Raw genomic sequence first — 25,888 nt, forward strand, 5'->3', positions numbered from 1 at the left:
CTCCAATCCTTTTTTATTTTTTTGCCTGTTTCTTGATCGATTCAGCTATTTCTGGATGAGCAAAGCTGCCAACCTCATAATTTCCATTTTTATAAACAATGAACATAATATTTTTTCCTGAAGTCGATTCTGTTTCATCTTGCAAGCATTGCTCAATCAACTGTTTATCTACAATTTTGACCGTTTGCGGATCTTGTTCAATTTCTTTCAGCATATTTTTATAATCCAAATCGTGATTGATGTTATTCTCCGTTATGAGTACATATTGGACATCATCAGCTGTCACTCTTGCGTTTTTAACCGTTCCGTTATTCTTCATCCACTCATCGAACTCTTTAAAGCTTTTTTTCCATGGAATGAATAATTGCTTATTATTTTTTAGAATGATTTCAATTTCTCCCCAGTCTTTTCTTTCATCGGTCATATCTTCATATGTAAGATTCGTGATGTCATTTTTTAATGCTTTTAATGCTTTTGCTAGTTGATCAGAATTATTGGCAATATCCACTTTTTCAACATAGTAGTTTGGATAGTTAGAATGAAATACTATTTGTTCAACATCTTGATCGTTTACGTCTAGAACTTCATAGGTTGCTTTTTTATATTCCTTCGATTCATAAATCTCCTTCAAATATCGTTCGAACGATTTCCGATCAACTTCATATTGGCGGATCGATTTGCTTCCATTTTTTAAATAATAGACGATAAACAACGGTTCAGGTTCGGAAACATCTTTGGATCTATTTTCGGCAACGATTTCTGTATGCAGCTTTTGAATTGCTTCGATTATTTTCGGTTCCTTGTAAATGAATCTATTAGTCATCTTGTCATCGAAGTACCAAAAGTTGCTGAAAAATACCGACTGTATTTCTGCAACTCTCGGAACCTTTTTCTCATATCCTCCCGCACCAGAACCGGTCAAAATGAATACGAGTATCACTGCAATAAAATAAATAAACAATCCTTTTAATTTAGGCTTGATTCGCCACGTCTGCTGCAAGATCATTTCAGCTATAAAGTAACCGATAAGTGCACCTACTACATATCCAGTACAAATCCATAATAAGCTTCCTCTATAGTCAATAATGCCAAAATACATTCCGCCGAGAAGCATCGTACAAAAAGTGGCGCCATATTTAAAAACCGGTTTAAGCTTCCAGTAAATAACAGCTTGTGACACATATTCGACTGGCCGCCGTGTATACAGAAGCAAGGAAATACAGCAAAACAAGGCTGCTAGCAATAAATAAACGGCGATTTCCCACCAAGAGAAAGGCTGGAATTCGAGGGAAATCAGCCTCGTAAGCGGTGAAAAAAATTCGATCCAAAGATTATTATTCAAATAATAGCCGCTCGGAAATCCAAACAAAATGTATTGCAAATTGTACACTATAAGTTGATAAACCCCGAAAGGAAACAATAAAATAATCAATGTCAATATGGCTTGAATCGTGCTAATTCCTGTCAGCATGGCAGAGAAGGTGCCGATAGAAAACAATAATAGCGTATATGCTAAATAAGTACAAAACCATCTAACAAGGTTCAAATCACGAAAATAGCTCGACAAATCAAACACCTGTATAAAAACGGCCAATATTAGAGAAGTAATCATGACAGGTACGATTAAAAACACAACACCCGTCAGCCAATGATGCCAAAAAAGCATTTTCCGATTAATCGGAAGACTATGAAGAAAATCGCTGGATTGCTTTACATGCAGGAACCGAAACAAAAAAATGGACATAAGCACAGGTATCACGATTAACATGAATAATTGAAGTTCTTGTGCAATGGAAAACAAACTTTCATATATGTTCTCTTCATTATAATTCTCTCTCCCGGAAAACAACACCGCAATTTCCATCGGTACTGATAGAATTAGACCGATCAAAAACGCTAGTCCTACCCAACCGACAGAACGGAAATTTTGAATTAACAGCTCTTTTTTAAATAAGGATGTTTTCGATTGCATATCCTTTTTCCCCCATTTCATAAATAAAAATTTCCTCCAATGTAAGCGGGAGCAAATCGAATAAAAGAGGCTTAAAGCTTTTTATATAGCTGGAAAATTCATCAGCATTTCCTTTTACAATGAATAAATGCACGCTGCCTCTTTGTTCCTGATAGACAATTTGAAGCTGCTGCAGCATTTCCGAAGGAACGCTTCCTTGAAAGGCAATTTGCACTTTGTGTATATTCGACTTTAGGTCATCCAAATTCCGTTTTATTAGCAGTTCACCTTTATGCAAAATGCCGATATGGTCGCTTATATCCTCTACTTCCTGCAAGTTGTGGGAAGAGACGATCACAGTCATTTCTCTCGCTGCCACATCTTGGATGATTATATTTTTCATTTTTTTCCTCATGACCGGATCTAAACCGTCAAACGGCTCGTCTAAAATGAGCAGTTCAGGCATTGCGGAAAAAGCGAGCCAAAATGCCACTTGACGCTGAACTCCTTTTGACAGGCGATAAATTTTTTGCTTAAGATCTAGATCAAATACATCCTGCAATGTTTGAAATCGTTCTCTGCTGAAGGATGGATATATGTTTTCATAAAAATTCGCCATCTGTTTGATCGTATAATGAGGGAAAAAATAAGGAATATCTGTAAGGAATATGAATCTTTGCTTAATGTCTTCATTTTCAAATACAGGTTTTTTATCAATTAAAATGTCTCCCCTATCTTGTTTATACAAACCTGCGATCAGCTTCAACAACGTCGTTTTTCCAGCGCCGTTTGAACCTAGAAGCCCGAAGATGGATCCTTTTTCAATTTGTAAATCGATGTTAGATAACACAGTCGCATTTTGAAATGTTTTATATACCTTTTTGACTTCAATCATCTCTTTTTCCCCCTTGATGATCTTTGATAATTTCTTCCATGATCTGCAGGAGCTCATCAGATTGCATCCCTAAAAATAATGCTTGTTGTGCTAATTTTTGCAAATTTTCTTTAACCATTTTCAGCTCTTCCTGATTAGATGCCTCAATCTTCTCCGAAACAAAATTTCCTTTTCCCTGAATCGAGTAAATATATCCGATCCTCTCCAGCTCACGGTAAGCTTTTTGAATTGTATTTGGATTCACCGTCAATTGCTGCGCAAGCACTCTGACGGAGGGAAGTTGTTCTCCCCCTTTCAGCACTCCGCTTACAATCATCTCTTTTATTTGATCGACAAGCTGTTCATAGATCGGTTTTCGGCTTCGAAAATCTATATCAAGCATTTTCCCGCAGCCCCCACATCTGTATTAACTGTATTATAATTCTTAATACAGATAAATCATACTTTATTATGAAAAAAATGACAATACTTTCTGGAAAAATTTTTTTGCGTCAAAAAAGCACAGCTTTTTACGCTGTGAAAGACTGTTGTCCTTTTTCAAAGTTTGATTTATATGATTGTGCTATTTAAAACAGTGAGTACATCTCTTCTAAACTATTTTCTGTCTGTTTGTAACTGGCAGATGTTCAAAACTTTTATTTGTTCGCCAACCAATGGACAGACGATGAGAAGCACCGCCTTCAACCGAAAAATTGGATTATAGTTTTCAAGCTTTTCCCAGGAAATTTTTTCTTTTGAAACGAACCGTAAGATAATGATGAACTGAGTTTTCCGCATCTGCTATTTTTTAAACGATTCTTCCTGCCGATTTTCAAATGTTGGAACAAACGATAAGTACATCTTTTCCAAACTGTACCGACATTCCCAGAATGTTTCTTGTCCATTTTCGTCCATCCAGCCTGCTTCCCGATTGATTAAAGTGCACCAGAAAAGGAGTTTACTATATAAAAAAACAAATAGTAGGAGATTCAGCATGTATTTATCCTTGTTGCTCTCAAATGAGGCTTCAACAATGTGAAACCCGAAAAAAACATATTAAGATTAGTAGCACAGACCACGGCCAAGGTCTGCGCTGCTATTTTTTTAGTAGAAGTGGAGAAAAGGTCGTGACAGCCTAAAGAACGATAGGTTCGCATTGAAATAACTGGCCTACTTCACGGATCTTATAAGATCAGGTTTAATATGTTGAATCCATGAGATCGTGGATAAGAAAAGGGAATCGTTAACGCCAACGACGCATTGGAAACAATCATTTTGTAGAATATTACGACAAATTAAAACCGCAACCTTATAACAAATGTCATAAAGTTGCGTCCATCGCTTTTGTGAATAAGTTATTGAAGTGTCTCTTCCATCTTAATACACACATTTTAACGTACAATTACGAAATCGCATCAGCAACTTCGCAATTGTTCAGGAAAAATATAACATATTTGATCTAGTGAAAAAAACAAAAATCGTTAGATCTATTAGGCATGCGTAAATTTATTTAGGAGGAAGGGGTACCACTGCCTCCTAAATAAATCCACTGAAACAAATAGTTACGAAAAATTCTTGACTAATTGTAAGAAGGGGCTCTCCGTTGAGTTCCTAAAATGAAGGATTTTGGAGAAATACTGCTGTGAAGGACAAAAATAATCGAATAAAATTTGTAAATGGCCTTCATAGAGGCAATGAGGTCCAACAAGAAGCGATTGTATATGCTGAATGTCTGTCATAAAACTTTTGAAGAACCGAATATAAGAAAAGTCCTTCATAAGACTTCTGAAGGATATAAACAAGATTGGAAAAATGGCCTGTCCGATAAGTTCCTAAAATGAAGGGGCTTCAAAAAGTCAGTTAACTCTGACTTTTTGGGCTGCCCCCCTGGAGGAAACGGCTCAGCTCTCTTTTTCTAGTTTTACTTCGCGATTTGATCTTTTATTGGTTCCGCTTTAAGCAGCATTTCATTTTTCTTAACATCATACAAACCAAATGGAATAAGACGAAGACCGGGCAAGAAATCACAAGTTAAAAATAATAGCGTATATAAAATGTCATGGAATGGGAATCCTCTTTGCTGCACGGCTGCTAACAGCTCATCATGATATCGAACAGCTTGATCAAATGATGAATCGTCCGTCATCATGCCGGTAAATGGAAGAGGTATTTCAACCACAATGTCCTCGCCATCAACAATGACGATTCCTCCTCCTAGTTCATGCACTCTTTTAGCCGCCTGGGCCATCGCTTTTGGATTTCTTCCGATCACAAGCAATTCTGTTGTAGTATTGTAAGTTGACGCCATCCCATCTAGATGAACGGCAAATCGTTCTAATATCGCTTTCGACACCCACTTTCCGTTCCGGTCAATTAACGATGCATACAATAAGCCTTCTTCACCGGAAATATCTGCGAATCCCTCTGCTTCTGGAAGCTTAACATCTTTTCGCTGCGTAATGACATTGCTTTTAAAATAAGCGACCGGAACAGTTTGTTCAGTACTTGAATATGGGTAACGGTACAAGTTTAAATCGTCCAAAAGTTGCTTCGAAAACGCAAATGGCTCCCGGACAACATATTGATTCCAATTTAGTTTTGGTGTCGACACAAGCAAATTTCCTTGCTCGGCTACGACTTCACCTCTTGAAATGACGATATCCGGCCGAAAATATTTCAAATCTGGAAGAAGTAAAATGTCTGCCAATTTTCCTGGAGCAATCCCGCCGATATAATCATCTAATCGCAAATAAACGGCTGCATTGATCGTAGCCATTTGCAACGCGTTTATGACCGGCACTCCTAATTCTACAGCTCTTCTGATCAATCCATCGACAAAGCCTTCTTTTTCGATAAACCCAGGGTGCGGACCGTCGGTTGTCATCGTAATTCGATGTGTACTGACTTTCCCTTCTGTAATCATTTTTATAACTTCAGGGAAATCAGGGCGAAGCGAGCTGTTGCGTAAAGTCGTCCACATTCCCAACCGCAGCCTGTCCAGCGCCTCTTTTGCCGTTATTGCTTCATGACAAGCACTGACTCCGCTCGCAGCAATGGAAATCAATTTTTCATATGAACAGCCCGCTGTATGACCGTCCACGACTTTCCCTTTCTGTTTTGCCACTTCAATTGTATCAAGCAAAAAGGAATCAGCCTGATACAAAAGCGGCCATCTTGTGACCTCCGCTGTTCCGACAACTTCTTCTAATTCTAAAAGCTCTTGGACATCCTTTTGATTAAACCATTCCCTTTCTCCTTTGAAATCCGCTTGCGAGACAAGCCGGACAAGCCAAAGAAAATTGCCCGGAAGGTCTTTCAAGTCTTTGACCATTTTTTTAAATCCAGCAGCTCCCATATGCAAATAAAAAAACAAATTGTCATTTACCGTTGTCGTTGTTCCAAGGGGAAGAACTTTCCTAGTCATACTAACAGGATTGTAGATGACCCACGGATGTGCATGCGGTTCAATAAAACCTGGTGAAACATACATCCCTTCTGCATCAATAATTTTTGTATGTTCATCGGAAAGGACATCCCGTTCGCCGACATATGCAATGGAGTCTTGATAAACAGCGACATTTTGCTTCAACAATTCTCCTGAATAGACGTTGATCACCGTACCATTTTTGATAATTAAATCTGCGGGCCTCCGTCCTTGAGCCACTTCAATTAATTCCGATCTTGACGCTTTTTGTCTCAACAGTTTCACTCCTACTCTTTTAAAAAATGTTATGAAGAAGCCGTAGGTCATCAATCGGATGTCAAATTTTTCAGAAGGTTGATTAACTTTATGATGAAGGAAGAGCAAACATATGTCTACCGTTTGATCTTCCTTGCATGAAATTATCGCAATTCTGTTTGCAAATCTTCTTTTAATTTTTTCTGAAGTTCTACTTTTTTAATTTTTCCGCTCGGCGTCATTGGCAGCTCATCGACAAAAACAACTTTATCCGGTATTTTGTAGTCAGCAATTTTTCCTTTTAAATAATTTTTCATCGATTCTTCCGTTTCCAAAGCTCCGTCTTTTAATTTTACCGCCGCACATGAAATCTCTCCTAAAACAGTGTCAGGCAGCCCGATAATGGCTACTTCTACTACATTCGGATGTTTATAAAGAATTTCTTCAATTTCTCGAGGATAAATGTTGTAGCCGCCGCGGATGATCATTTCCTTCTTCCGTCCAACGATGCGGACATAACCTTGTTCATCAAGCGTCACTAAGTCACCTGTATAAAGCCAGCCATCTTGATCAATGGCTTCTTTCGTTTTTTCTGGCATGTTAAAGTAGCCTTTCATGACATTTAACCCGCGCACAGCAAGTTCGCCAATTTCTCCAGTCGGTACAGTTTGGCGATTCACATCAACAACTTTAATTTCAACTCCTGGAATCGTTCTGCCGACCGTTTCTGAACGAATGATGTCACTGTCTGTAAAGCTTGTAATTGTCACAACTGGAGATGTTTCCGTTTGACCATAGGAAATAGTTATATTGCATCCCATCTCATTTCTAATTTTTTTCACGACTTCGACAGGGCATGGTGCTGCCGCAATAATACCTGTTCTTAACGAAGATAAGTCATAGGATTTGAATTGAGGGTGATTTAATTCCAATATAAACATTGTCGGAACTCCATGGTGTATCGTAATCTTTTCTTGTTCAATCATTTTTAATACAGCTTCCGCTTTAAATTGCTCCATAAACACCATTTTGGCACAGGCAGTCACAGCTGCCAGTATGCTTGGAACCATGCCAAACACGTGAAAGACAGGAACGACCACTAAAAATACGTCATTTTCGTCGCATTGAAGCGCCTCCACTGTACATGCGGCATTATGGACAAAATTTAAATGCGTGAGCATGGCACCTTTCGGAAGTCCTGTTGTTCCTGAAGTATATAAAATGGAAAACACATCTTCCTTCGGATCGATGGACACTTCCGGCGGCAGCTTCGACTGTCCTATTTTCAGCAAATCTTCAAAGGAATGGTGACCATCTTCTTGAAACCGCACCGTAAACACCATTTCTAAAGCGCTTTCATTACTTTCCATTAAAGATTTTACCGTATGGAAATGGCCATGCTCTTCTACCACAAAAATTGCTTTTGCACCAGAATTGGCCACTATATAAGACAATTCTTCAACACGATATCGCGTATTGCATGGAACTAATATGGCGCCTATTTTTGCAATTGCAAAATATATGGCAAGAAACTCATGCCAGTTCGGCAGGCATGCAATGATGCGGTCTCCTTTCCCTATACCGAGCTGGTGGAAAGCGGAGGCGATGGAATCGGACATTTGTTTGATATCTTTGTAAGTTAAACGTTTATAGCCATCGTAAATGAATTCTTTATCAGGATAGCGCTTATATGCTTTTTCAAACACATCATGAATGGATACGTTAAGATCCACGCTACTCTCCTCCATTACATTTTTTCAATGTTCATTTATGCGCTGAGCCATGGATTGATCTGAGCCTGTTCACCAAACCCGTCTTCTTGAAGCAATTTTTTCACCTCTTCAGGTATGGGCACTGCAAATTTTTTTCCGTTTTCTTCTTTCACCCACCCCCTGAGCTCATATCCGTGCCCGGTTCTTGTATCTTCACGATATACTTCATGCTTTAGTTTTATTGTTTTCCGGTTCACTTCCATTACTTCTGTTTTAATAGTGATAATGTCGTCATAATATAACGGCTGCTCAAACGTACAGCGGACATCAAGCAGCGGAAGAATGATGCTGTATTCTTTGATGAGTTTAGCCGGAGCAAGGCCGATACTTCTAAAAAATTGATGCCCTGCAATATCAAACCATTTAAAATAATTCGGATAGTATACAATGCCGGCTGCATCCGTATCTCCAAAGTTCACCCTGAGCTGAAATTCGTTTCTTTTCAAATGTACGTACTCCTTTCAATGCTATGTCTTAAACTATTGAGCTGAATTCGATTTTAATAATTCCCGAAGTTTAAAACGCTGAATTTTTCCTGTTGCTGTTTTCGGAAGTTCGTCAATAAATTCTATAATTCGCGGGTATTTGTAGTGGGCCAGCTGCTGCTTCACGAAGTTTTTTAATTCATCTTCCATTTCTTTGGAGGGCGTTCTATCTTTTAAAACAACATATGCTTTTGGAATGACAAGATTATTTTCATTTTGCACGCTGACAACTGCAGCTTCCAGTACATTTTCATGTTGAAGAAGGCAATTTTCGACTTCTACAGGCGATACCCAAATCCCGCCAACCTTCAGCATATCGTCGGAGCGCCCGCAATACCAAAAATATCCTTCTTCGTCTTTATAATATTTGTCACCTGTATGAAGCCATTCTCCGACAAATTTTTTCTTGTTTTGCTCATGAAGGTTCCAATATCCATGTGCGATGCTGTCTCCGCGAATCAACAAATCTCCCATTTCATTTGGAGGCAATTCCCTGCCCATTTCGTCGACAATTTTTGCTTCATAACCAGGAACGACTTTTCCAGAGCTTCCTGCCTTTACATCTCCAATCCGATTGGATAAAAATATGTGGAGAGCCTCTGTTGAACCAATTCCGTCTAAAATATCGACATTGTACATTTCTTTCCATTTGCGGTAAAATGCTTTCGGAAGCGCTTCTCCAGCTGATACACAAACTCTGAGCGAGCTCAAATCGAATTGTTTTCCCGTTCGCGACACATAATCAATCATCGCTCCATATAAAGTCGGAACCCCAAAGAAAATGGTCGGTTTGTACGTTTCAATCGCCTGAAACATTGCTTCCGGAGTTGCGCGTTCTTTCACTAATACAGTTGAAGCTCCTGCTCCTAAAGGAAAGTACATTCCTCCGCCAAGGCCATAGGCGAAAAACAGTTTAGATGCGGACAAGCATCGGTCTTCTTCACTTATATGCAATATTTTTTTCGCATATGTGCTGAAAGCATATTCCATATCATGCTGCAAATGGATGACGCCCTTTGGATTACCGGTGCTTCCGGAGCTGAACAGCCAAAAGGCCTGATCGTCCTTGTTCGTCATGGCTGCATCAAGCTTTTTGCTTGCCCTATTCATCAGTTGGAGGAAATTTAAATGTGTGCCTGATTGTTCGCTTTCACTGTCCGGAATGATAATGATATCCTTCAAAAAGCAAAACCGTTCTTTGTAAACTTCAATCTTTTCCCAAATATCTTCATGGATGATTAAGCCCTTTGCCCGGCTGTTGTTTAAAAAATATTCATAATCGGATGGCTTCATCATGGTGTTGACCGGAATGGGGACAGCACCAATTTTTATGGCGCCAAAAAATGAATAAATAAATTCGGGTGTATCGTGGCAAACCATTAAAAGGCGGTCTTCCAATTTATAACCGAGCTCACGGAGCATGTTGCCTGTCTGATTGACTTTCTCCTGCAATTCATTATAGTGTATGCGCTCATCGCGATAACAAATGGCTATTTTATCGCCCAAACCTTTCTCTACACTTTCATCAATGAACCGCACTGCCGCATTGTAAAGCAAACCTAATCCGCGGAGATCCATTTTTTCACCATCCTATATATCAATTTTTTGAATAGATGAAGCGGCATTGAAGCCGCCTGAAGAAGATATATATTCAGGAGGCTTCACAATATATATGAAAAGCTAACGTTTATATCCCTTTCCAATTTGGTTTTCTCTTTTCTAAAAATGCACTTAATCCTTCTTTTGCATCCTCGGAGCGGAACAACAAGTTTTGCAGCTCTCCTTCGTAGCGGATGGCTACGTTCAATGGCATTTCCTTTCCGTTCATGATCGACAGCTTGATGTTGGAAACCGCATAGCTTGCGCTTTCAGCTATCTTTCTCGCATACTCGAGCGTCCGCTCTCTCGTTTCCGCCTGCGGGAACACTTTGTTGACGAGACCAATGTCCAGCGCTTCCTGCGGTGTCAGCGTTTCCCCAGTTATGTTCATATCCAGCGCTCTCGAATACCCGATCAACCGCGCGAGCCGCTGCGTTCCTCCCGTTCCAGCCAGCACCCCAAGCGATACTTCCGGCAAGCCGATTTTTCCTGCTTCATCTCCCATAAAACGCAGATCGCAGCCTAGCGCCATTTCCAATCCTCCGCCGACTGTATGCCCTTCCAAACAGGCGATATATACTTGCGGCGAACGGGCGATTTTATCCAGCGTTTCATTACAGAACAGGCAAAACTGTGTTTTATAGCGCGGATCCGCTGCTTTTAAGAAATTGATATCCGCTCCTGCCGAGAAAAATTTCGGCACATCGCTCATCAGCACGACCACTTTTATGTTTGGATCGAAGCGAAGCTCATCGATCGCTGCGTTGAATTCTTGATAAAACTCCAGCCCATAGGCATTCGTTTTATTGATGTGAAGATGGATTTCCGCCACTCCGCTGTTTTTGACCACCGTTAAATTTTTGTTAGCAGTTGTTTCAACTGTCATCATTATTCTCCTTCCATTGTTCATTTATCATTTGAAAAATCAGGTTTGCGTTTTTCTTGAAAAGCCGCCAATCCTTCTAAACGATCCGGATGATAAATCGTTTTTTGATAACAATCCCATTCCGCTATCAGACCTTTTTCCATTAGTTCTCGAGCAAAACTGTCGACAGCCTGCTTCGCTAAACGGACAGAATGAATTGAATTTTCCGAGATTTTTTCCGCTATGTTAAGCGCTTTCAATTCTGCCTCGCCAGCTTCACAAATATATTCGACAAGTCCTATTTCATACGCTTTTTCGCCATTTATTTTTTCAGCTGTAAAAATAAGCTGCTTGGCCCTGCCGATTCCTACTAATTGCGCCAGTCGTTGAGTGCCGCCGGCTCCCGGGATTATTCCCCAAGAAACTTCCGTCAACCCGATGAGCGCCCCTTTTTCCATGACACGAATGTCACAGGCAAGAGCAAGTTCACATCCCCCTCCAAGAGCCAATCCTTTTACAGCCGCAATCGTCGGCATTGGCAAAGATGAGATATTTGTAAATGTTTTCCTGAGCAATGCGACATATTCTTCCACTTCTCGTTCGCTCATGGACTGCCTTTCTTTTAAATCCGCCCCTGCACAAAACGCTTTGCTTTCACCTCCCGTAAAAATAACTGCGCTTACATTCGAATGATCTTTTATCGTGTTTATCGCATAAGAAAGATCTTTTACTAAAAATTTGCTTAATGCGTTGGCACGTTTTGCGTTATTTAATTGAATGATAGCCACTTTGTTTTGAATTTCTAAAAGAACGCCTGATTCTGACATGAGCATCACTCACTTTGCTTGAACAAGCTGTTCCGCATTTAATTGCTGCAGCCGTTTTTCAAATTTTTCCGGGAACGAAGGAGTTTCCGGGAAATAACCTTCCTTTTTCAATTCTTCACTTTTTTCAACTTTTGCAAGCCAAGCCTTTGCTTCCTCTGCAGCCTCCCTTAATGCTTCTTGAAATCTGTAGGGGACAGCTCCTTGATCAAGAAGAAGTTGTTTTGCCCAATTTTCTGCATAGATGATATGATCGTGTTGTTCGCGGACAAGCTTTTGAATCCGTGAAGCAACCTTGGAATGACTTGTTTTTAACACCGTTTGAAAGACGATATCGATTGCGGCATTGATTGCATATAGCGAAGCAATGAGAGAAATCCAGTTTTGAACGTTTACAGCTGTTTGAAAAGCTTTTCCTGTTTGTGCTTGAATGTCAGGCTTCTTGCCTTTTACCCCTTTTAAATCAAAACACCAATTGTACAAAAGTCTTGCATGCCCCAGTTCTCCTTGAGCCATAGCTATAGCAGACAAGGTCGCTTCCAAATTCGGACCGCTTACACCAACTTCCACTAAACGGTCGCCAAGCACATATTTGTTATCCGCTATTGTCTCCAGCAATTCAATCAAAGAATGCGTTCCTTGTTCCATTACGCTCACAATGCTTCAGCTCCTTTCTCTGAAAATAGCCAATCAGGTTTTTTCACCCAATTCAGCTTGTTTCGTTCCACGACAACCATTTCGGTCCAATCCTCTTCGTCGTACGTAAACGTTGCATACACTTTTGCCAGCTCGCTGTTTTCTGCTTCTACCGTGCCGATATGCATTAAGTTGTCTCCCCGATTAATGCGGGCAAAAATATCATAGGTTATTTTTTCTGCGATCATTTTGCACTTACACCCCAATACTTTAATTTTTCCCTTCCCTCTGGGCTAAGACGGTCGACCGTCCATGGAGGATCCCATACGACATTTATGTGTACTTCCTTTACTTCTTCTTCTGCAAGAAGCCGATTTTTTATATCGCTTTCAATCCATTCCATGCAGGCGCAGGAAACGGCTGTGTATGTCATCGTCACATGCACTTCCCCGTCATTCATTTGAATATCGTAAATGAGCCCCATATCGACAACGCTTATTGGGAATTCAGGATCCATCACCTCTTTCAGCGCCTCCCAATATTTTTTCGGATCCACAGCTTGTTTGTGCATCATACCACCTCTTTTCTCAGCTGTTCTAATTCTTTTGCCCCTTTTTGAATTCTTCCTACAAACCGTTCATTTTGCGGTCCTCTTTGTTTAAATCGTTTAATGACGTTTTCCCATGTGTCCGGCTGGTCGAACAGCCATTTTTTATTGATTGGATCAAATTTACAAGGGAATGGGACATCGAGCACATATTTTCCTTGTTCTTCATCATAATGAGCTGGAACTTTTACTCCAATTGATTCACAGAATGGAACTGCTGTTGACAGCCATTTTTGACGGAGCTCATCGTTTGTTCTTCCTTTTAAGCGGTATTCAAGCTGTGCGGATCTGGATTTTAAACGGTCTTCTACACCAAAAAATTCAAGCGCCATTAAAAACATCCAATCAACCGCTTTTTGAACTTCCTCTTGCAAATTCGGATCATTCATGGCTGTTCTCATAATGATTTCACCATTTCTAAGATGGAACAATTCTTCTTTATCAACCTTCACTAATGCGCGTTTCCATGGCCCGTAAGATGTATGCTCAAACGCATCCCCAAGCAGTGTGTAGCCGGCGCGGTCAAAGAACGCATTAAACACTCCAAGCTCAATCCAATTTGACAGTTCAAAGTCAAAGGCATAAGGGTTTTTCCATTCATTTGGAGCTCGATTGTACAATAATTCGTCTGTATCTTCGCCCAAATCTTTCAGCAGCCTGAAAGCAATGTGTGCATGACCGATTTCATCCTGCATAATGGCGAGTGCTGTAATTTTGTTATTTAAAGTGGGCGCTTGATCATAAACAGTAAGGAGCGGCGGCACACTTAACAATTCTGTATCTCCGACAATAATCAACGTCTGTTTTAATGCCTTTAAATATTCCTCATTCATGTCACCGACGCCTTCAACAATAAAACCGTTTTGAATTTTTTCTTTTAAAAGGGCTGCCTGATCCATTTTTTCACCTCTTTTATATTACGTTTTTATTTATTTCGTCTGTTTAACATAATATTATTTCACAATCGCCTCTTTTGTCAAGAAAAAATAGAAAAATCAAATTTTTTTGTTAATTTAAAAAAATAAAAGGTTTTTCTCCTTTCTTTCGTTCTTGCCGTTTTTACGACCGCAAAAAAAGCGCATAGCTTTTTGCTATGCACTTATCCATTATTTATTTTGTTTATAAAAGACAATATCGTTACGATTCTCTTTTTTAATTTGCCCTGAGAAAACTAAATACTCCAAGTGCGACAAAGTTTCTGCGATCGCAAACCGCCATTGATGCGAATTCAAGTTTTTGTGCTGGAATAAATCTTGGGCAATGTCATAGGCGGTACGGCCATCCTTCGCAAGTCGAAATATTTGATCCAATCGCTTTTGATGGTGCTGGATGATTTCTGATATTCTGTCGTCAACTCGTTCGATCAATGCCCCATGGGCAGGAAGCGCCAGGTCTACCTGCAATTGCTGTATTTTTTCAAGCGAAGATATGTAGTTTCCAAGCGGATTTTTGCTTGAACCGGGCCATATGCTAATGTTCGGAGTAATTTTATCCAAAATATGATCAGCTGCAAGCAGCAATCTTTCTTCTCTTTGATAAAAGCAAATGTGTCCATCGCTGTGACCAGGTGTCGGTATAACTTCCCATTTTCTTTCGCCTAGAATGACCTCGCCATCCTCTAGAATCGTCAATTCCGGAAACGTTACATGCTTTGCCAAACTTCTCATACTTTCTTCAATTTCATCCGCAAGATCTTCCGGTGTACCGTTTTTTCTGCACATTTCACCAATTTGCTCCGCCTGGCTGCTGTTTTTTCCCCAAACACGCTGCGCCATGGCAAAATCTTCTTTGCTTATATAAGCTTTTGCTCCTGTTCTTTCCTGCATCCACCCTGCCAACCCGAAGTGATCAGGATGGAAATGAGTGAAATAAATCGAATGAATCTGTTCATAACGAACATTCATTTGTTTCAATACTTGCTCCCAAGCTTCAATCGCTTCGGTATTATGAAATCCTGCATCAACAAGGCTCCATCCGTCTGCATCGCGCACCATATAACAATAGATGTATTTCATCGGAAAAGGGATTGGAACCGGAATGCGATATATATTTTTCCCGATCTGTTTAATATTGACCACCATTATGCACCTACTTGCTTTTATTTTAAACAATGTCCATAAAAGGGTTGATCGCTCTGTCCCGATTCGCTTCCAATTCACAATCGGGAGCTTTTTCAAATAAAGTTTCAAAATATCGAATAGCAGGTACAGACAAAAGCTGATGTACATTGAAAAACAGCTCTCTAGCTTTTAAGCCGCTCCAGTCAGCAGGCAGCAGATCGTTCGGAAACCCCGGGTCGATAAAGAAAAAGCTGCGATATTCATGAACAAGCTTCGTTCTCTCAATAAAACATTCTTGATCTGATAATTCATTATTCCAAATGCGTTCCTTAAAATCATCATACTTTTGCCGGTATTGATCAATGAATGATTCATACTCTTTGGCAATTTCGTCAAAATTCCATCCTCTATGAATCAACTCATGATTATCATGGGATACTACTGAACTGGAAGTAAATAAAATCACATACGGCTCGAGATGGTAATCTTTTATAAACTCCATCACCCGATCTTCAACAGGGTTTGGACTTGCCCACGTACCGTGCGAAATCAAGCCGAATCCCATGAGGCTCAGCTCTTTTCGAATTTGATTGCGAAGCTCCCTTTTTTCTTCCGGGACCGAATAGGTCAAAATTCTCCAATTCCCATCCCATTTGTAATTTCTCATTGAATAAACGCGGGCAAACCCGTCCATCATCGTTCTCTTTCCTTTATTTGTAAGAGAATAATAGCTTTTATTGCCAATTTTGCGAACTTTAAAAAAGCCTTGCTGAACCATTCTTAACGTGGCTCCCCGTATCGAAGATTCAGAAATGCCGAAATGGGACATCATTTGAATTAAGCTGCCAATCCAAACTTCTGTGCTGTAATGCTGAATGTATTCACCGAATAATGTGAACATTAATGATCTTGGCTTCATTTTCTTACACCCGTCTTTTTCCTGAATTTTGCTTTTATTCTTATTATGCTGGATGGAATTCCATTTTTACAAGTTTTTTCTTCTAGATAGGGAGCCTTTTGATCTATTTTTTTATAAGTCTGAAGATGATTAAATCGACTCTGCCGATCAGAAAAAAACTGCCTCCTCCTTGAGGAAAGCATATGACTTGTCTTTAAATTTCCGCATTATTTTCTGGATGAAAAAATACCGGCCGTTTATGGCCGATATGTTGCGTCCTTCTTTTTTATATCCCTTTCCAATTTGGTTTTCTCTTTTCTAAAAATGCACTTAATCCTTCTTTTGCATCCTCTGAGCGGAACAACAAGTTTTGCAGCTCGCCTTCGTAGCGGATGGCTACGTTCAATGGCATTTCCTTTCCGTTCATGATCGACAGCTTGATGTTGGAAACCGCATAGCTTGCGCTTTCAGCTATCCTTCTCGCATACTCAAGCGTCCGCTCTCTCGTTTCCGCCTGCGGGAACACTTTGTTGACGAGACCGATGTCCAGCGCTTCCTGCGGTGTCAGCGTTTCCCCAGTTATGTTCATATCCAGCGCTCTCGAATACCCGATCAACCGCGCGAGCCGCTGCGTTCCTCCCGTTCCGGCCAGCACCCCAAGCGATACTTCCGGCAAGCCGATTTTTCCTGCTTCATCTCCCATGAATCGCAGATCGCAGCCTAGCGCCATTTCTAATCCTCCGCCGACTGTATGCCCTTCCAAACAGGCGATATATACTTGCGGCGAACGGGCGATTTTATCCAGCGTTTCATTACAGAACAGGCAAAACTGTGTTTTATAGCGCGGATCCGCTGCTTTTAAGAAATTGATATCCGCTCCTGCCGAGAAAAATTTCGGCACATCGCTCATCAGCACGACCACTTTTATGTTTGGATCGAAGCGAAGCTCATCGATCGCTGCGTTGAATTCTTGATAAAATTCCAATCCATAGGCATTCGTTTTATTGATGTGAAGATGGATTTCCGCCACTCCGTTGTTTTTGACCACCGTTAAATTTTTCTTTTCTATTGCTACTGTATCTGACATTGCAATTCCTCCTTTATCTATACGTTTAATATTTTATCGTTTCATAAACATAATATACTAAATATTCTAATAATTCAATAGAAATTATATTTTTTTTCAACGATCTTTTTTTATACATATAATTAGAGTCCAAAGAGATTTAATGGTTTGCTGCCGATATAAGAAACGACGCTTTTCGTTTCCGTGTACAAATTCAATGTTTCCAATGCCAGCTCCCGGCCAAATCCCGATTGCTTATAGCCTCCAAAAGGTGTTCCAGGAAATGCAGAAATTGGCGAGTTCACCATAACAATGCCTGCCTTTATTTGTGCCGCAACACGGTGTGCCTTTCCATGATCGTTCGTCCATATAGCCGAACCTAATCCAAAAATGGAATCATTTGCTTGTCGGATCACATCTTGCTCGTCGCTGAATTTCATAACAACTACGACAGGCCCAAAAATTTCCTCTTGTGCAACTCTCATATCATTTGTGACATCACCGATAACCGTCGGCAAATACCAATACCCTTTTTCATACTCTCCACCTTCCGGTATTTTGCCGCCGTATAAAATTTTTCCGCCCTCTTCCACCGCTAATTTCACGTAATGATCAATTGTTTGCTGATGACTTTTGGAAATGACGGCCCCCATATGCACGCCTTCATCAAACGGATTTCCTACTCGTATACGGGAAGCTTTTTCGAGAAATTTTTCCATAAATTCATCATAAATGTTTTCATGAACAAACAAGCGGGATCTTGCTTCACAAGATTGTCCTGTGTTGTAAAAAATTCCATAAAGCGAACCGTTGACGGCTCCTTCCAGATCACAATCGTCAAAGACGATGTTCGGCGATTTTCCTCCTAATTCCAAAGTTACCCGTTTTAACGTTTCAGAAGCGCGCTTCATAATGTCCTTTCCGGTTTCCGTTTCGCCTGTAAACGCAACTTTGTCGATTCCAGGATGCTCCGTCATATATGGTCCGATTTCAGACCCGCTGCCTGTAATGACGTTCAGGACTCCTGCCGGAACACCTGCTTCATGGCATATTTCCGCAAGCATATAGGCTGTAATTGGAGTGTAGCTAGCAGGCTTCAAGACAACAGTGCACCCGGCAGCCAATGCAGGCGCCACTTTCCAAGCGGCCATCATGAGCGGATAATTCCAAGGAATAATTTGACCGCATACCCCGACCGGCTCTTTAAGAGTATAGTTAAAAAAGCCGTTTGGAACTTGATTGACATCACCTTGGAGAGTTAAGCATGCGGCGGCATAAAATTCAAAATCTTCAATCGCCTGCATAATTTGACCCTTGGCAGCAGCAACGGTCTTTCCGCTGTTTAATACTTCTGCGCGAACCAATTCTTCAAATCGTTCTCTCATCATTTCCGCTATACGGTTTAACAGGCGAGCTCTTTTCGCTGCCGTCATTCTCGGCCATTTGCCCGACTCAAATGCAGCACGGGCTGCTTCCACCGCTTTGTCAACGTCTTTCTTTGTTGCTTTGGCTACCGTTGCGAGGACTTCGCCGGTTGCAGGATTATGCGTTTCGAATACTTCTCCGTTTGAGCTGTCTACATATTGTCCATTAATAAAAAGCTGATAGTGTTTTTTCATATTTTTCATTCCTTTCTATATTTTTTCGACAATCGTGGCGATTCCTTGCCCGACGCCTATGCACATCGTCGCGAGTCCATATCTAACGTCTCTTCTTTTCATTTCATGAACGAGAGTGGTAACAATTCTCGCCCCGCTGCAGCCGAGAGGATGACCTAAAGCAATTGCTCCACCGTTGACATTCACCTTTTCCATATCAAATCCCAGCTCTTTAATGCAGGCAATGGATTGGGAGGCGAATGCTTCATTAATCTCGATTAAATCCAGTTGGCTGATAGATAAACCAGTTCTTTGCAGCACTTTTTTCGTTGCTGGAATCGGGCCAATCCCCATATAAGATGGATTCACCCCAGCAACAGCGGAGCCAACAATCCGTGCCAGCGGCTTAAAGCCAAGTCTTTCTGCTATCGATCTCTCCATGATTAAAAGTGCGGAAGCGCCGTCATTGATTCCAGAGGAATTTCCAGCGGTCACTGTTCCGTCTTGAACAAAAGCAGGCTTTAATTTATTCAGCTTTTCCAAAGTCGTATCAGGCCTCGGATGCTCATCTGCATCTACTATCGTTTCTTCCCCCTTTTTCCCTGTTATTGTCACCGGAACAATTTCGTCTTGAAAACGCCCTTCTTGTATCGCTTTTCCGGCTTTTTTATGGCTTTCCAACGCAAATTCATCTTGCTCCTGCCTCGAAATTTGATAGCGCGCAGCTACATTTTCAGCCGTCTCGCCAAGACTGATCGGCGGATACATTTCCGCTAATTTATCATTGACAAGCCGCCAGCCGATAGTTGTATCATAAAAAGCCGGCGTGTCCCTCATTCCAGAAAGCTGCGGCTTCATCATGACATATGGAGCTCTTGTCATGCTTTCGGTTCCGCCTGCAATATAGACGTCTCCCAATCCGCCTTGAATCGCCAACGCTGCTTGATTAATTGCTTCCAGACCCGATCCGCATAAACGGTTGACGGTCACGCCTGGAACCGTTTCAGGCAAACCCGCAAGAAGCACGGCCATTCTTGCCACATTGCGATTATCTTCTCCGGCTTGATTCGCGCAGCCAAAAATTACATCCTCCACATCGGAAGGATCAATCGGATTTCGCTTGAGCAGCTCTCTTACGACGTGAGCTGCCAAATCGTCCGGGCGGACCTCTCTTAATGCCCCGTTGAACCTGCCGATCGGGGTTCGGACAGCATCAACAATCACAGCTTCTTTCATTTGCTTACCCCCATTTTGACCGTTTTTTCAGGCATTTTGATTCATTTTGAACCTTTCTCGAAGCTACCATCATCAACTGGAATTTTTAATCATATTGATAAAAGCCTCTTCCCGTTTTCTTTCCGAACCATTTGGCATACACCATCTTTTTGATAAATGGAGCTGGCCGGTAGCGGTCCTCCCCCGTTTCTTTAAACAGTCCGGCTAAAACAGCATAAACATCATCAATACCGATATGATCCGCCCAGCGAAGGGGGCCCATCGGGTAATTCGTTCCTTTCATCATTGCTTTGTCTATGTCCTCTGCACTTGCAACACCTTCTGTTAAAGCAAAAGCAGCTTCATTAATAATTAATGATAAAATTCTAGGAAATACTAATCCTACACCGTCTTCCACTACTTCGACCTCTTTTCCAACTTCTTCAAAAAACTGCTTAGCTTTCTCAACATTTTCTTTTTCGGTTTGCAAAGCCGGTGCAAGTTCGACAAGTTCACAATCTTCCCAAGGGAAAAATGCGGCAAATCCGACTAATCGTTCAGGATGTTGGAGCCAAGAAGCGGTTTCTGTTGCTGTTACACCAAGACATGTAGACAAAATGACCGTTTCCTTTGGCAATGTTTTTTCGATTTCGACCAACAGTTTTTTCTTTTGGTCAATGCCGAGATTCGTCGTTTCGATCACAATATCAAAATTTGAATGAACAGCCGATTGATCTTCGAGCTGATGGCCTGTTTCGCGCAATTGCGCTATGATCGAATCGGCTAAAGAGCCTTCTCCAGCTACTTTTACAGTGAATGATTTAGTTTTCATAGCGATAATATCCTTCACCGGCCTTTCTGCCAAGCTTACCTGACTGAACCATGCGCTGCTGAAAATAATGCGGACGAAATCTTTCCTCTCCGAAAAAACTATTGTAGACGGTTTCCGTTGTGGAAAAATTCACGTCAATACCAATTAAATCTTGCAGTTCAAAAGGACCCATTTTAAAACGTCCAGCCTTTTTCATGATCCTGTCAATCTGTTCGGGCTTCGCCAAACGTTCTCCTGCAATTTTCAATGCTTCATTGTAAAAAGGACGGGCAATTCTGTTGACAATAAATCCCGGTGTATCTTCGCAAACAACCGGATCTTTTTGAAGAGAAGAGACAAATTGTGCAAGCTTTTTCAAAGTGTCCTCAGACGTTTTCACCCCTCTTACGACTTCTACTAAAGGCATTAGCGGAACCGGATTAAAAAAATGAAGACCTGCCACTCTTCCCCCTGTTTTGGTAACGCTTGCAATTTCAGTGACAGAAAACGATGATGTGTTGGTGGTTAAAATGGTTTGTTCTGGACAATGTTCATCCAGCGCTTGGAAAATTTCTTTTTTAATATTGATTTTTTCCGGAACTGCTTCAATCACAAGATCACACGCTTTCATCAGCGATAATTCGGTGCAAGTCTCAATTCGTGATATTGATTCTTGAAACGTTCGTTCCTCCATTTTTCCCTTTTCTACTAATCTGTTAAGGCGTTTTTTAATTTGAGTAAATGCTTTCTGAACGATCGCATCATTTAAATCATAAAGCAATACACGAAATCCATGCTGCACACACGTTTGGGCAATGCCAGAGCCCATTGTTCCGCTTCCTACAACTCCAACCGTTTGAATCGTCAAACAGACCACACCTCCTTGTTCAAATCATTTTGCCATCTTATAAATTCAAAAACGCTTTTACAATGGTTGCAGTAATATTGAGAAACGAGCTGAGCAGTGCCGAAAACAGCTATTTTCTTAACATTTGTAGAATCGCAAAAGGAACAATGCACCACATATTTGTCGGACACCGGTGTCACCTCTCTGTTATATTACGTTTTTTTTACTATCGTTTATTTAACAAAATATTAATAAAAACAACAGGTTCTGTCAATGAAAAAATTAAAATGTTATTTATTTTCTGAAATTAAAATTAAAACGGTGGTGTCCAGAAAATCAAATCCCCATTAAAAACAAAAAATCATAAACATCGATATATCAACGTTTCTAAAACATTAAAGGGGCGTCTATAAGGCGGGAAAATCGACTTATTAGACAGCCCCCTATAATCAACATATGTACCATTTATTCATTTTTACCTATAAATGAAACGAGAGAATTTTACAGCGAGGGGGGGTTTTGACGACAGCTAAACCGCGGCAGTTTTCTTTCTAGCTTCATACTGCTATGAGCGCTGATTTCGGGAAATGGTAATATGCAGAGGATGTCCATAAGTCCATAAAATAAAAGTAGAGAAAAACAGTCGTTTTCCTCTACTTCTTTCGATATGAAAGCAGCTGAAGGTTGCCTGCTGCTTTTCAGTGTGAAGTGGGCTTATGCCGCAATCCCTGCAAAATTTTTAACTGGCGATACGCTCTTAAGCTTGGCTTGCTCGAATCGCTTGTTCCAGATCGTAAATAATGTCATCAACCGATTCCGTACCGACTGATAACCGGACAAGACCAGGTGTAACCCCGGTTGCCAGCTGCTCTTCGCTCGTTAATTGCTGATGAGTCGTGCTGGCAGGATGAATAATCAACGATTTCGAATCGCCGATGTTGGCAAGGTTTGAAAATAATTGAACCGAATCGATCAGTTTTCTTCCTGCATCAACGCCGCCTTTAATTTCGAATGTCAGAATGGCTCCCTGACCTTTCGGCAAATATTTTTGTGCAAGTTCGAATGAAGGGTGATTTTTCAAACCTGGATAGCTGACAGATTCGACCGCTTCATGCTCAAGTAAATAATTCGCAACTGCAAGCGCATTTTCACTATGGCGCTGCATTCGCAAATGAAGCGTTTCAAGCCCTTGCAAGAATAAAAATGAATTGAATGGAGAAAGCGAAGCTCCAAGGTCTCTCAACAGCTGAATGCGCGCTTTCGTAATATATGCAGCTTCACCAACGTCATCAGCATAAACGAGACCATGATAGCTTGGGTCCGGCTTGGTGAACTCAGGGAATTTGCCGCTTCCTTTCCAATCAAACTTGCCGCTGTCGACAATGACGCCTCCGATTGAATTTCCGTGTCCTCCAATAAATTTCGTAGCCGAATGAACAACTATATCTGCGCCGAATTCAATCGGACGGAGCAAGTAAGGGCTTGGAATTGTATTGTCAACGATAAGCGGAATTGAATGTTTATGAGCGATTGCTGCCACCGCTTCAATATCAAGCACATCCCCTCTTGGGTTTCCGATCGTCTCGGCAAATATTGCTTTTGTTTTTTCAGTAATCGCTGCTTCAAGATTTTGCGGATCCGTCGTATCGGCAAATTTTACCGTGATGCCAAACTTCGGCAAAGTATGTGTGAACAAATTATAGGTTCCGCCATATAAGCTAAATGAAGAAACAATTTCATCGCCGCTTCCAGCAATATTCAAAATCGAATAAAAAACAGCAGCTTGTCCAGATGAAAGCGCCAGCGCCCCAATTCCGCCTTCAAGCGCAGCTACACGCTTTTCAAATACATCAGTCGTTGGATTCATGATCCTTGTGTAAATATTTCCTTCTTTCTTTAAACTGAATAAATCTGCCCCATGCTGACTGTCTTCAAATACATACGAAGTCGTTTGGTAGATCGGAACAGCTCTCGACAAAGTCGTCGGATCAGGCACCTGTCCTGCATGTACAGCAAGCGTTTCGGGCTGAAGTTTTCTTTCGTTTGACATAGTTTATTTCTCCCTTCAATTCTAAACTTATATATTCGCAAAATTAAACCTACTAAAATAATAGGTTTAATTATATATAAATAAAATGTACTGCTTGTTCAACCGGATGTCAATTACTTATCAAAACTTTCAAAAATTTTTTAGACTTCTTCAGTATAGCATAAAATCTCAATTGGAAGATAAACTTTTTGGATATCATTTCATGTAATGGAATGCTTTATAAGTAACCTTTCCTCGTATTTTCATATGATAATAATTTTCCCATCTACTTATTCTTTTTTAAAGAGACTGCAGGATGAGTAAAAGGAATACAGAATATACTGAGAGCAGTCCGAAAATGAAATTTCTTAAATTGATGCAATAAAAAAACAGTTTGCCATCATTAAGCAAATGGCGAGGAACTTCATTTTTCTCTTCAGACTTTTTTGAGAGGATTTTTCTCGCATCCCGGACTAATTTTTTATCTTTTCGCACTTCATCTATTGCTAGTTTATATTTTCATTGACAAAGTCTTAGTAGTTTTTTGAAAATATAGAAAAAATTTTGTTGAAGTGGTAAAATAAATGAAGTATGCCTATCAGTTGAAGGATGGTTTTAGCAATGACAGAAAATAAAAAACATGCACAAATTCAGTCTCTGCTTGTAGGATTCTCAATTATTGACCTGATTGCCAAAAACGGCAGTCCGATGAAATTTAACGACATTCATCATTTTACTAATATAGCAAAAAGCAATTTATATAAATATTTAAATACCCTTACGAATCTCGGTGTCCTTCATCGGGATAAAGGAAGCGGCTTATACTCTTTAGGGAGCACACTCATTCAATATGGGATGGCAGCTGTCAATCAAGAGGACCTCATCGGCAAAATCACGCCATTTTTGCATGAAATTAATGCCAAATCGAAAGAAACGACTCTCCTTGCCGTATGGACAACAAACGGCCCAATGATCGTCAAAATGATCCATAGTCATTTAGGGCTTAACTTAGGCGGACAGGTCGGAACAATCCTTCCGATCTCCTCGGCAGCCGGAAAACTTTTTGCGACATTTAAAAACGATCCAAGTGTAAACGTTTGGAAGGAATCGGAGTTGTCAAAACTAAGCAAACAGGCGAAAGACGAGCTAATAACAGAGTTTCAGCTTATTGCCGATCAAAAAATATCGTTTGCGCAGGAAGCTTTAGCGCCAAGCATTGCTTCTGCCGCCATTCCGATTTTTAATTTTGAGCGGGAAATTTTAGGGTCTATTATTGTTGTCGGCTTTGAAAAATCGATTCCAGACACTATCGAACATGAGCTAAGCGAATATTTGCTTATAAAAGGAAAAGAAATTTCCGCCGTTTTCGGATGGAAAGAAGAATAAAAAAGAGGCTTTCTGCACCCTTTTAAAGTAGAAGTGAGATGGAATTTTAAAAATTGGAATTGATTTTTACTATTTCATATGTTTCAGTAAAAAAGACGGTGTTTGCCTTCTTGTCATTTATAAGGTCAGATGTTATTTTTATCCTTATATGAAAAACCGAGCGTTAAAAAATCAACGCCCGGTTCTTTTGTGTACATACAAAACCCTCTTTTATTGATAACAGAAAATTTTGCTATCATCTTGTCGGTACTATTCTCCCAATAATAATTGATTAATCTCCTCATTTCAGAATCCCACAGCTTTCAAGGCTGTGGCTGACACAAAACTTAATACTCTTATTGTTAAATTTAAAATAAAAAAGAGTTTGAGTATGAAAACTCCTATTTTTGATAAATCAGGACAGCAACCTGCTCTTATACTAGTTTACATTTTCCATTAATGGATCTGCGTACGTACCCTCTTTCGGTAAATCCAATTTTTCATCAACTGCTTTCGAAGCTAATAGATTTACTTCCGAAAAAGCTTGATTCTCATGCCGAAACATTGCGTAAATCAACGCAACACAGATGCCGATCGCAGCTATAATCGATAACACAACTCCTATAGAATGCGGGCCAAAGGTAAAATAAGCACCGACATGCTCCCAATTTGTTATAGGACTTGTATTCATTTACTATTCCTCCTTT

At 40.4% G+C, this 25,888-nt stretch carries 23 protein-coding genes and 1 pseudogene; 2 read left to right on the forward strand and 22 right to left on the reverse strand.

Annotation, left to right across the window (positions count from 1 at the left end; all coding sequences use genetic code 11):
* Positions 1–13: 13 nt before the first annotated feature.
* Genes NSQ94_RS12515 through NSQ94_RS12525 form a run of 3 tightly spaced genes read right to left on the reverse strand, consistent with a single transcriptional unit; the run spans position 14 to position 3,228 of the window.
* Complete coding sequence (locus tag NSQ94_RS12515) at positions 14–1,972, reverse strand: DUF6449 domain-containing protein (RefSeq protein ID WP_144598243.1); 1,959 nt, start codon at positions 1,970–1,972, stop codon at positions 14–16.
* Positions 1,947–2,846, reverse strand: coding sequence for an ATP-binding cassette domain-containing protein (locus NSQ94_RS12520; protein ID WP_063389421.1), 900 nt, complete (start codon positions 2,844–2,846; stop codon positions 1,947–1,949). Before NSQ94_RS12520 ends, NSQ94_RS12515 begins: the two co-directional genes overlap by 26 nt.
* Positions 2,839–3,228, reverse strand: coding sequence for a GntR family transcriptional regulator (locus NSQ94_RS12525; protein WP_063389422.1), 390 nt, complete (start codon positions 3,226–3,228; stop codon positions 2,839–2,841). Before NSQ94_RS12525 ends, NSQ94_RS12520 begins: the two co-directional genes overlap by 8 nt.
* A gap of 844 nt (positions 3,229–4,072) precedes the next feature.
* Between NSQ94_RS12525 and NSQ94_RS12530 the strand changes: the two are divergent.
* A pseudogene (locus NSQ94_RS12530) lies at positions 4,073–4,288 on the forward strand (hypothetical protein); the annotation flags it as partial.
* 458 nt (positions 4,289–4,746) lie between these two features.
* Here NSQ94_RS12530 and NSQ94_RS12535 read toward each other — a convergent pair.
* The 18 genes from NSQ94_RS12535 to NSQ94_RS12620 form a co-directional block, all read right to left on the reverse strand.
* Entirely contained in the window at positions 4,747–6,525 is a 1,779-nt protein-coding gene (locus NSQ94_RS12535) for an adenine deaminase C-terminal domain-containing protein (RefSeq protein ID WP_339194945.1), read from the reverse strand.
* 143 nt (positions 6,526–6,668) lie between these two features.
* Entirely contained in the window at positions 6,669–8,237 is a 1,569-nt protein-coding gene (locus NSQ94_RS12540; protein ID WP_339229251.1) for a long-chain-fatty-acid--CoA ligase, read from the reverse strand.
* 35 nt (positions 8,238–8,272) lie between these two features.
* Positions 8,273–8,722 carry a thioesterase family protein gene (locus tag NSQ94_RS12545; RefSeq protein WP_063389426.1) on the reverse strand — a complete coding sequence of 150 codons (450 nt, stop codon included), beginning with the start codon at positions 8,720–8,722 and terminating at the stop codon, positions 8,273–8,275.
* Between the two features lie 33 nt (positions 8,723–8,755).
* Positions 8,756–10,339, reverse strand: coding sequence for a benzoate-CoA ligase family protein (locus NSQ94_RS12550; protein ID WP_094245477.1), 1,584 nt, complete (start codon positions 10,337–10,339; stop codon positions 8,756–8,758).
* A 109-nt stretch (positions 10,340–10,448) separates the two neighbouring features.
* A complete protein-coding gene (locus NSQ94_RS12555) occupies positions 10,449–11,249 on the reverse strand; it encodes an enoyl-CoA hydratase/isomerase family protein (RefSeq protein ID WP_144598246.1) in 801 nt (266 codons plus the stop codon).
* A 17-nt stretch (positions 11,250–11,266) separates the two neighbouring features.
* Positions 11,267–12,052 carry an enoyl-CoA hydratase-related protein gene (locus NSQ94_RS12560; RefSeq protein ID WP_144598247.1) on the reverse strand — a complete coding sequence of 262 codons (786 nt, stop codon included), beginning with the start codon at positions 12,050–12,052 and terminating at the stop codon, positions 11,267–11,269.
* A gap of 9 nt (positions 12,053–12,061) precedes the next feature.
* Positions 12,062–12,697 carry a Phenylacetic acid catabolic protein gene (locus NSQ94_RS12565; RefSeq protein WP_144598257.1) on the reverse strand — a complete coding sequence of 212 codons (636 nt, stop codon included), beginning with the start codon at positions 12,695–12,697 and terminating at the stop codon, positions 12,062–12,064.
* Positions 12,698–12,702: 5 nt separating this feature from the next.
* The gene (locus NSQ94_RS12570; protein WP_063388948.1) at positions 12,703–12,933 is read right to left on the reverse strand and encodes a hypothetical protein; all 231 of its coding nucleotides are present in this window, start codon (positions 12,931–12,933) and stop codon (positions 12,703–12,705) included.
* Positions 12,930–13,256 carry a metal-sulfur cluster assembly factor gene (locus NSQ94_RS12575; protein ID WP_063388949.1) on the reverse strand — a complete coding sequence of 109 codons (327 nt, stop codon included), beginning with the start codon at positions 13,254–13,256 and terminating at the stop codon, positions 12,930–12,932. The genes NSQ94_RS12570 and NSQ94_RS12575 overlap by 4 nt, the downstream gene beginning before the upstream one ends.
* Positions 13,256–14,191: a Phenylacetic acid catabolic protein gene (locus NSQ94_RS12580; RefSeq protein ID WP_339229253.1), complete on the reverse strand. Its 936-nt coding sequence runs from the start codon at positions 14,189–14,191 to the stop codon at positions 13,256–13,258. The genes NSQ94_RS12575 and NSQ94_RS12580 overlap by 1 nt, the downstream gene beginning before the upstream one ends.
* 207 nt (positions 14,192–14,398) lie before the next feature.
* Positions 14,399–15,373 carry an MBL fold metallo-hydrolase gene (locus NSQ94_RS12585; RefSeq protein WP_339229255.1) on the reverse strand — a complete coding sequence of 325 codons (975 nt, stop codon included), beginning with the start codon at positions 15,371–15,373 and terminating at the stop codon, positions 14,399–14,401.
* A 22-nt stretch (positions 15,374–15,395) separates the two neighbouring features.
* The gene (locus NSQ94_RS12590) at positions 15,396–16,271 is read right to left on the reverse strand and encodes a PaaX family transcriptional regulator C-terminal domain-containing protein (protein ID WP_339229257.1); all 876 of its coding nucleotides are present in this window, start codon (positions 16,269–16,271) and stop codon (positions 15,396–15,398) included.
* A gap of 265 nt (positions 16,272–16,536) precedes the next feature.
* Positions 16,537–17,337 carry an enoyl-CoA hydratase/isomerase family protein gene (locus NSQ94_RS12595; protein WP_339194935.1) on the reverse strand — a complete coding sequence of 267 codons (801 nt, stop codon included), beginning with the start codon at positions 17,335–17,337 and terminating at the stop codon, positions 16,537–16,539.
* Between the two features lie 122 nt (positions 17,338–17,459).
* Positions 17,460–18,944 carry an aldehyde dehydrogenase family protein gene (locus NSQ94_RS12600; protein WP_339229259.1) on the reverse strand — a complete coding sequence of 495 codons (1,485 nt, stop codon included), beginning with the start codon at positions 18,942–18,944 and terminating at the stop codon, positions 17,460–17,462.
* Between the two features lie 6 nt (positions 18,945–18,950).
* Positions 18,951–20,150, reverse strand: a complete 1,200-nt coding sequence (locus tag NSQ94_RS12605) for a thiolase family protein (protein ID WP_339229261.1) — start codon at positions 20,148–20,150, stop codon at positions 18,951–18,953.
* A gap of 85 nt (positions 20,151–20,235) precedes the next feature.
* On the reverse strand, positions 20,236–20,961 hold the full coding sequence (locus tag NSQ94_RS12610) for a 3-hydroxyacyl-CoA dehydrogenase family protein (protein ID WP_339229263.1): 726 nt from the start codon (positions 20,959–20,961) through the stop codon (positions 20,236–20,238).
* Positions 20,951–21,808 (reverse strand): 3-hydroxyacyl-CoA dehydrogenase NAD-binding domain-containing protein, encoded by an 858-nt coding sequence (locus tag NSQ94_RS12615; protein ID WP_339229265.1) that lies wholly within the window; start codon positions 21,806–21,808, stop codon positions 20,951–20,953. The genes NSQ94_RS12610 and NSQ94_RS12615 overlap by 11 nt, the downstream gene beginning before the upstream one ends.
* 736 nt (positions 21,809–22,544) lie before the next feature.
* Positions 22,545–23,837 (reverse strand): homocysteine synthase, encoded by a 1,293-nt coding sequence (locus tag NSQ94_RS12620; protein WP_066251100.1) that lies wholly within the window; start codon positions 23,835–23,837, stop codon positions 22,545–22,547.
* A 600-nt stretch (positions 23,838–24,437) separates the two neighbouring features.
* Here NSQ94_RS12620 and NSQ94_RS12625 point away from each other — a divergent pair.
* Positions 24,438–25,202: an IclR family transcriptional regulator gene (locus NSQ94_RS12625; protein ID WP_066251098.1), complete on the forward strand. Its 765-nt coding sequence runs from the start codon at positions 24,438–24,440 to the stop codon at positions 25,200–25,202.
* A 418-nt stretch (positions 25,203–25,620) separates the two neighbouring features.
* Here NSQ94_RS12625 and NSQ94_RS12630 read toward each other — a convergent pair whose 3' ends face one another.
* Positions 25,621–25,872 (reverse strand): hypothetical protein, encoded by a 252-nt coding sequence (locus NSQ94_RS12630; protein WP_063389434.1) that lies wholly within the window; start codon positions 25,870–25,872, stop codon positions 25,621–25,623.
* Positions 25,873–25,888: the final 16 nt, after the last annotated feature.

The organism is Aeribacillus sp. FSL K6-2833, from assembly GCF_037965815.1.
GTDB classification, from domain to species: domain Bacteria; phylum Bacillota; class Bacilli; order Bacillales; family Aeribacillaceae; genus Aeribacillus; species Aeribacillus composti.

Coding starts and splice junctions, on each gene's coding strand:
- NSQ94_RS12515 (WP_144598243.1), bottom strand. CDS start 1,972: ATGCAATCGAAAACATCCTTATTTAAAAAAGAGCTGTTAATTCAAAAT.
- NSQ94_RS12520 (WP_063389421.1), bottom strand. CDS start 2,846: ATGATTGAAGTCAAAAAGGTATATAAAACATTTCAAAATGCGACTGTG.
- NSQ94_RS12525 (WP_063389422.1), bottom strand. CDS start 3,228: ATGCTTGATATAGATTTTCGAAGCCGAAAACCGATCTATGAACAGCTT.
- NSQ94_RS12550 (WP_094245477.1), bottom strand. CDS start 10,339: ATGGATCTCCGCGGATTAGGTTTGCTTTACAATGCGGCAGTGCGGTTC.
- NSQ94_RS12555 (WP_144598246.1), bottom strand. CDS start 11,249: ATGATGACAGTTGAAACAACTGCTAACAAAAATTTAACGGTGGTCAAA.
- NSQ94_RS12560 (WP_144598247.1), bottom strand. CDS start 12,052: ATGTCAGAATCAGGCGTTCTTTTAGAAATTCAAAACAAAGTGGCTATC.
- NSQ94_RS12565 (WP_144598257.1), bottom strand. CDS start 12,697: ATGGAACAAGGAACGCATTCTTTGATTGAATTGCTGGAGACAATAGCG.
- NSQ94_RS12570 (WP_063388948.1), bottom strand. CDS start 12,933: ATGATCGCAGAAAAAATAACCTATGATATTTTTGCCCGCATTAATCGG.
- NSQ94_RS12575 (WP_063388949.1), bottom strand. CDS start 13,256: ATGCACAAACAAGCTGTGGATCCGAAAAAATATTGGGAGGCGCTGAAA.
- NSQ94_RS12580 (WP_339229253.1), bottom strand. CDS start 14,191: ATGGATCAGGCAGCCCTTTTAAAAGAAAAAATTCAAAACGGTTTTATT.
- NSQ94_RS12585 (WP_339229255.1), bottom strand. CDS start 15,373: ATGGTGGTCAATATTAAACAGATCGGGAAAAATATATATCGCATTCCG.
- NSQ94_RS12590 (WP_339229257.1), bottom strand. CDS start 16,271: ATGAAGCCAAGATCATTAATGTTCACATTATTCGGTGAATACATTCAG.
- NSQ94_RS12595 (WP_339194935.1), bottom strand. CDS start 17,337: ATGTCAGATACAGTAGCAATAGAAAAGAAAAATTTAACGGTGGTCAAA.
- NSQ94_RS12600 (WP_339229259.1), bottom strand. CDS start 18,944: ATGAAAAATATGAAAAAACACTATCAGCTTTTTATTAATGGACAATAT.
- NSQ94_RS12605 (WP_339229261.1), bottom strand. CDS start 20,150: ATGAAAGAAGCTGTGATTGTTGATGCTGTCCGAACCCCGATCGGCAGG.
- NSQ94_RS12610 (WP_339229263.1), bottom strand. CDS start 20,961: ATGAAAACTAAATCATTCACTGTAAAAGTAGCTGGAGAAGGCTCTTTA.
- NSQ94_RS12620 (WP_066251100.1), bottom strand. CDS start 23,837: ATGTCAAACGAAAGAAAACTTCAGCCCGAAACGCTTGCTGTACATGCA.
- NSQ94_RS12625 (WP_066251098.1), top strand. CDS start 24,438: ATGACAGAAAATAAAAAACATGCACAAATTCAGTCTCTGCTTGTAGGA.
- NSQ94_RS12630 (WP_063389434.1), bottom strand. CDS start 25,872: ATGAATACAAGTCCTATAACAAATTGGGAGCATGTCGGTGCTTATTTT.